This window comes from Rhizobium sp. 2YAF20 (assembly GCF_052114685.1).
Lineage (GTDB): Bacteria > Pseudomonadota > Alphaproteobacteria > Rhizobiales > Rhizobiaceae > Rhizobium.
The window spans coordinates 864,488-870,568 of sequence record NZ_JBFRFF010000001.1; the positions used below are offsets into that span (position 1 = coordinate 864,488).

Consider the following 6,081-nt stretch of genomic DNA (forward strand, 5'->3'; position numbering starts at 1 on the left):
GCCCTCAAGCCACAGTGAAGTCGTCGGCAATAGGCGCGATTTTCAGAAGTCCGTCGGGCAGGGGACGCTGAAGGTCCTTGGCTTGCTCCCAGGGTGCGCTCAGCCAGGCCTCGACCTCATCCCTGGTCGTCAAGATCACCGGCATCGCCTTTTGATGAATAGGTGCGACCAGATCGTTCGGCTCCGTCGTCAGGAAGGCGAACAGGTCGATGGTCACCAGCCCTTCCTTGATCTTGCGGACGCTGGTCCAATCCTTCAGCCAGATGCCTGCAAAGAACATCAGCGGATCATCGCCGGTGCTCTCGAACCAGGCATTCGGTGTCCGCCCGCCTTCGATCTTGCTGGCGGGATCAGGCTCGGCAAATCGGGTAAAGGGCACGACGCAGCGGTTTTCGACTCCGAGCCAGCGCGTCCAGTGTTTGCTGGTCGTGTTGCGGATATTGGTCGTGCCGMCGTCTGGCTCCATCTTCAAAAGCTCGTCAAAATCGACCGGCTTGCCCTTGGCCCGCAGCTTGTCGGCGCGCTTGGATGTCGCCTGATAGAGCGCCTGCTTGGAACTGGGCATGCCCCAGCGCACACTTGCCAACTGCCGCTCACCATTGCCGATGTTGCGCACGATGGGAGCGAACCGATCCGGATAGACGTCGATGGACGGCTCCATGTTGCCGATGATGTCGTGGGTGATCGAAACGAATGAGCGGATGGCCTGCTGGTTGGTCGTCACGTTGTAGAGGTTACACATCGTTACGCTCCGCCGTCCACGTTTCCGATAACGATACCGGCTTCGGTGAGACAGGGAAACCGCGTCTGACAGCGGTCCACCCCGTCCTCGCCATTCATCTTTTCGCATCCGAGCGCCACCCGTCGCCTGAGATCGGCAAAACTGAGCCCAGCTCCATGTTGCTTGACCAGCGCCTTGCGATCCAGTTCGCCATGCCGATTGCAGGCTTTGCATTCAACGGTGATGATCGCACCCCTGAAGTCCCGAAGTGTCAGCAGCCCACTCATCCCATCATCTTTCTCATTCTAAAAAAAAGACCGGGCTGTGGATCGACGCCCATCCCGCTGATCTTCTTCGACGATTCCGGTTGCGGCCTTGCCCACTGGCCCTGGGGTGCAGTGTCCACCCGAAACATGCCGATTGACTCATTCGGCCAATGTGAACAAATACAGAACATAATCGTTTTCTTCAAGCCATCAATCTCGCGCCGTCGGGAAGGAGTTCGCTGCCGGTTGAGACGAACGGATCGTCACTATGGACGCGGAATGGTCGGCGCGGCCACGACCGACTGTCAAGGATGTCGCCCCATACTGCTACTACAGATTACAAAGATCAGTTGTGCCGGGACCGAGTTATCGATTGGACCTCGGGTCTGATTATCCCAATTGACGCCGCAAATTTAACACTCGCTTTAAAGGTGCTGCGCTATGTCTTTCGTGACGCAATGGCAGCCCGCGCGAGCGATGAGGTACCTAGAACTGCAGCATAGGTCCCGAATGATCTGGAAGAACTGCATGCAAAACCGGTCGCCGTCATGAAGATAGACACCTCTCCAACAGGCTCATTCCGGGTCATCGCTGGAACGATTTCGATCACACTTCTCTGTGTTGCGATTGCCGTATTCGTTGACTCATTCAATTTCACGAATTTGACTGAAGACGCGATCCGCAGGTCGCTTTTGGTGGACATATTCTTGCCCACCTTTCTGGCCGCGCCTCTCCTCTTTTTCCTGCTGCGCAAAGTCCAGCAGCTCGCGATCTCGCACCGCGAGCTGAGCATCATTGCCTCTACCGACAGTCTAACCGCCGTGCTGAACCGGGGCGCGTTTACGCTACTGGTGGAGAGCTATCTCGCGAAAGCTGAGGAGCAGGCCGCGCTTCGATCAGGCTCCCTTCTCGTCATAGACGCAGACCATTTTAAAGAGATCAACGATAGTCTTGGCCATCAGCAAGGCGACGAAGCATTGAAAATCATTGCCCAAACCATCAAGGGCACACTCAGGCAGGCGGATATTGTCGGACGTATTGGCGGCGAAGAATTTGGGGTTTTCCTCCCAGGAGCGGCGGCGGCCGAAGCGTTCGAGGTCGCAGAGCGTATTCGGGACGTTATCCGCAACACGGTATTTCCGTTAGAGAGCAATCGCTGTCTGCTTTCAGTCAGCATAGGCGGCGTCAGCTTCAATCGCCGGTCTTCGTATGATGAGCTATTTTCCCGGGCGGACAGTTGTCTCTATGCCGCAAAAGAAAAGGGCAGGGACCGGGTGGACCTCGCTTACCTGTGAGCGAGGCGACCGCGCGGTCCGCAATCCGCAATGGCCCAACTGAGGGAGATACCTTCCGGTTCACGCCAAGCAGCGGCCGCGTCAAGGCCATCCCCACTGCCCAACTAGACTTCCTGCATTGGCAAACGTTGCAAACAGGAGCATCAGTGGCAAGCCCCGCTTTGGCCGCCTGACAGGATTTTTAGCGGCGAATCTGATCAATTGCGGAAGGTAGTCGGGGTGGTGAGGCAACGTTGTGACCAATAGTTCGAGGCTCAGAATAACTAGCGGTCTGGCGCTGGTCCTTTTAACCTGCCTTGGAAGCTGGAGCGGTGCTCGGGCTAAAGACGTTCGCAACGACGCACGCGCTCCATTGCCACTCGTCCTCAAGGACTACGAAGCGTTCGTGCAGAAACTGGCTGCCGACGTGGACGGAAACGAAGCCGCGATGGCCACGAAACTGCGCTCCTTGGGATATAGCTGCACCCCAGTTTCTAAATCCGTTGCGTTCGAATGTGTGCGATTTGGCTGTCAGAAGCGGATCATGGGACTAGGTTCTCTCCTCCAATGGACGGTGGACAGGTCCGAGGTGGCATCGGGAAAGACCGTGTTTTCCGGTGCAGCGATCAACTATTCGTGGTGGGCTCGCTGCATTCCCATGGATGACATCGAGCAAGCTCAGCAGCGCTTCCTTTCCCGCCACGGACCAATCCAGTGATTTCCTTTAACGCGAACGCTGGGCAAGGCTCAATCTCGCGCACGCACTATCTACCGTATGGCCCTCTGCAAACGGGATTAGCCTGTAATCCGGCACGGCGGCAGGGAGCAGAGCATGCGCTCGACGTTTACCGCATCGTCGAAACGCGCCTCGGCGAGCATCCGTTCCTCGGCGGTGCGAAGATGTCGATAGCAGTTATCCATCTGTTCCGACTATTCTGGAGGTTCCGCAACTCGGCGAATCTCACACACGGAACACTGCCACTACTCGACGCATTTTATGACCGCATGAGCGAGCGCCCTGCGGTGAAGAAGACGTGCGAGATCGAAGAAAAAATTGGATACGAGCTGCCTTCGTAGACGTAGTGTGTACAAAACCGGCGGCGATACCGATCTCAGTTGGAGTAGGGGAGATCGAACGCCAGCAGTCCGGGTTCTCCAAGGGGAAGCTGCGCCACCACCCGACCTTCGGGATTTAGGACAGCCGTCGGTCCCCAGGCTATGCGTCCGTCGCGCTCGCCAGTAATATCAGCTGAAACAAGCCAGAGCCCCGTTTCGCGGCACCGCTTGCCCCGTTCGGCGTTATGCAAATCCTTGAAAGCTTCGGCTTTTTGCCTGGGCATCATGTTGTTTGCACAGCAGACCAGCAGCGTTGCCCCACGATCAGCTACTTTCTGCGCCGCCTCAGGGAAATTGGTATCGTAGCAAATGTTGATGCCGAAACGCAGGCCCTCAATCTGGAAGGTTGGACTTTCGTTTCCTGCCTCGAACAACCGTTCGCCGCCAAGGAGGTGCGCTTTCCGGTATCGACCGACCAGGACGCCGCGTTCCACGACGACCGCCACGTTGAACAACCGTCCGCCGTCGATTTCTATGAGGCCAATTACGATCATCGGCCCGGTTTTCGGCATCCGTTTCAGGACGGCATCGAACTCCGGTGAGGCAAGGTGCAGCGCATTCCGCCGGGCGGACTGTTCGTCGGTCAGATATCCCTGAAGGAAGCTCTCGGGAAAGCAGAGCAAGCTTACGCCATCGGCTTCGGCACGTGTGGCGACGTCAGCCACACATTTCAATGCAGCGTCGATGTCCTGCCTGTATTCGGGGGTCTGGGCGGCGGCAATGCGGACGGTTTTCATGGTCGTTTCTGATCCAGGATTTTTTGACCCAATGATCTGGCAACTGATGACATGCCGCCATTGGATTTCGAGGAGACAGGTTGCGTTGATTTTAAAGCACCTTTCGAAAAAAGATGCGTTCCTTCCCCCTTGGATAGTCTTGTAGAGCGCCGAACCGTTCATAGCCGTTCTTCTCGTAAAAGCCTGGCGCTTGGAAGCTGAACGTGTCCAGCCAGATGCCGACGCACGCCTTTTCTTTGGCGATTTGTTCTGCCTGCCGAAGAAGCGCTGACCCGAGTTTCTGACCGCGAAGGTTTTCGGGGACGAAGAGCAACTCTACAAAGAGCCAGTCATAATAGAGCTGAGCCCACAGCCCGCCGACAGCGGCCCCCGTTCCATCATGCAGCATAATGGCAATCGGCTCATATCTGTCATCGCCCGTTTTTGCTCTGTTGAAAGCCAGCAGAGGATCATGCATCGCGCGGCGATTTTCGTCCGAGGGGTTGTCGATAACCGAGACCGTGACGCGTGACATGCTTCAAAGCTCCTTTTGAAAGGCTGTGTTGACGTGCAGATTGCCGATTCAATTTTAGCGGTAAATGTTGACGCTCGTTAATAGGCAACTGGTATTCAGCACAAAAATGCGAGGGCGCGTGCTCCGGAAGCCTGCTTAAATTTCCGTTCCAGCACGTTTTTTTTCGCAAATGCCTGTGATCGAAATTGTCCTGATATTGGAACCAGAAAAGAATTTTTGCGAAAAGGCTTTTGATCATCGCTGCGCTCCCTTTATTTCTTTCCGGCTGCGGCGGGGCGGTCAAAGGCCTACAGGCTGGCGTTGCAAAGCTGGGGGAGGGTATCCGAATAGCCGGTGCAGCCCCTTACAACAAAGTCGGCAGCCAATGGCGTGGCAAGCCGATCACGCAATTCCAGGACAAGTTTGGGGCACCCACGAACCGTAGCAATTCTGGCGAAGCGACCGTGCTGACTTGGCAGCGATCTCGTATGGTGCGGATACCCGCCCCCGGACATATGAGGACGAATCGATTGTCGGGAACGTGATAATCACGAAGCGGCGCTATGTTCCCGAACATGACAGTGAAATTCCCTGCACCGTTGCACTCACTGTCAAAGGCGGAGTTATTGCTCAAGTGAAGACGCTGGATGATGGGACCGTGCCGGTTGGTGAAGACGGGTTGTTCTCGGCGAACACCTCGGCCTGTCAGATCGTCTTCGGACTATGAGAGATTTGCGTACAGCCGAACGCAGTCATGGCTCGAATGCGCCCGCTAAACAGAAACCTCCTGTGCCGCGAGCGAGCAGGTGCTCCCGAACCTTGCGGTCCATGGCGCAATGGGGGTGCTTTGGATGCCCCGGGTCCAACCAATACGCGGGCTCGCTCACACCATAGGAAAGCCGACCTCTCCGCCGACGACAGGCAGACAATGCCACAGTTTCATCCACGGTGGGTCGTTCCGGTGAGGAACTAATACCAGTCATTGCGGCCAATTTTGAAACCAGTATCAGCCGCCAGGGGCCTCGCTATCGTGCCGGAAGCAGTGTGATCGAGCGGGCGAGGGCGCTGACCCGAAGCTGCCGTCTTGTGCGAACGTGGAGCTTGTTTCGTCTCCGCGATGTCAATTGCCGCGCCAGTCACGGCGTTCCCGGCGAACGAACATGAAGGGATCGGCGCAGGCCAGCGGCGGATTGATACCCTAAGAGGATTCCATGGAAACATTCACGGTCAGGTCACGACCTTTGAAAGGGCGGTCGGATGATCCATGCAGACCATAGCCAACATTCCACGAGTTGGGCCACCGAACATTTTCAATTCCCGTTGCCGTGGCGGCTTTGAATGAGGTCCATACGGTTTCTCCGTGGTTCCGAAAGAGAATACCCCCTGGCCCCATCCCTGGATAAAGAGCGACATGGAAGTCGAAGTCGAAATCAGCGGGTAAATCAGGACCAAACCAATATGACGGGCTTCGTCC

The 6,081-nt window shown here is 56.4% G+C and carries 8 protein-coding genes; 3 read left to right on the forward strand and 5 right to left on the reverse strand.

Annotated elements, in window-relative coordinates; translation table 11 throughout:
• Nucleotides 1-4: 4 nt before the first annotated feature.
• Both AB4Z52_RS04135 and AB4Z52_RS04140 read right to left on the reverse strand, forming a co-directional pair.
• On the reverse strand, nucleotides 5-742 hold the full coding sequence (locus AB4Z52_RS04135) for an SOS response-associated peptidase (protein ID WP_442216611.1): 738 nt from the start codon (nucleotides 740-742) through the stop codon (nucleotides 5-7).
• A 2-nt stretch (nucleotides 743-744) separates the two neighbouring features.
• Nucleotides 745-1,008 carry a hypothetical protein gene (locus tag AB4Z52_RS04140; protein ID WP_442216612.1) on the reverse strand — a complete coding sequence of 88 codons (264 nt, stop codon included), beginning with the start codon at nucleotides 1,006-1,008 and terminating at the stop codon, nucleotides 745-747.
• A gap of 527 nt (nucleotides 1,009-1,535) precedes the next feature.
• On the opposite strand from AB4Z52_RS04140, the gene AB4Z52_RS04145 reads away from it, so the two are divergent.
• From AB4Z52_RS04145 to AB4Z52_RS04155, 3 genes are all read left to right on the forward strand, one after another.
• Nucleotides 1,536-2,282, forward strand: a complete 747-nt coding sequence (locus tag AB4Z52_RS04145) for a GGDEF domain-containing protein (protein ID WP_442216613.1) — start codon at nucleotides 1,536-1,538, stop codon at nucleotides 2,280-2,282.
• A 385-nt stretch (nucleotides 2,283-2,667) separates the two neighbouring features.
• Nucleotides 2,668-2,979 (forward strand): hypothetical protein, encoded by a 312-nt coding sequence (locus AB4Z52_RS04150; protein WP_442216614.1) that lies wholly within the window; start codon nucleotides 2,668-2,670, stop codon nucleotides 2,977-2,979.
• Complete coding sequence (locus tag AB4Z52_RS04155) at nucleotides 2,976-3,338, forward strand: glutathione S-transferase family protein (protein WP_442216615.1); 363 nt, start codon at nucleotides 2,976-2,978, stop codon at nucleotides 3,336-3,338. Before AB4Z52_RS04150 ends, AB4Z52_RS04155 begins: the two co-directional genes overlap by 4 nt.
• Before the next feature lie 35 nt (nucleotides 3,339-3,373).
• Here the strand turns inward: AB4Z52_RS04155 and AB4Z52_RS04160 are convergent, their stop codons facing one another.
• From AB4Z52_RS04160 to AB4Z52_RS04170, 3 genes are all read right to left on the reverse strand, one after another.
• Nucleotides 3,374-4,114: a carbon-nitrogen hydrolase family protein gene (locus tag AB4Z52_RS04160; protein WP_442216658.1), complete on the reverse strand. Its 741-nt coding sequence runs from the start codon at nucleotides 4,112-4,114 to the stop codon at nucleotides 3,374-3,376.
• Between the two features lie 91 nt (nucleotides 4,115-4,205).
• On the reverse strand, nucleotides 4,206-4,628 hold the full coding sequence (locus AB4Z52_RS04165; RefSeq protein ID WP_442216616.1) for a GNAT family N-acetyltransferase: 423 nt from the start codon (nucleotides 4,626-4,628) through the stop codon (nucleotides 4,206-4,208).
• Nucleotides 4,629-5,834: 1,206 nt separating this feature from the next.
• Nucleotides 5,835-6,081: hypothetical protein (locus AB4Z52_RS04170; RefSeq protein ID WP_442216617.1), on the reverse strand; the 247-nt coding region annotated here is incomplete at its 5' end.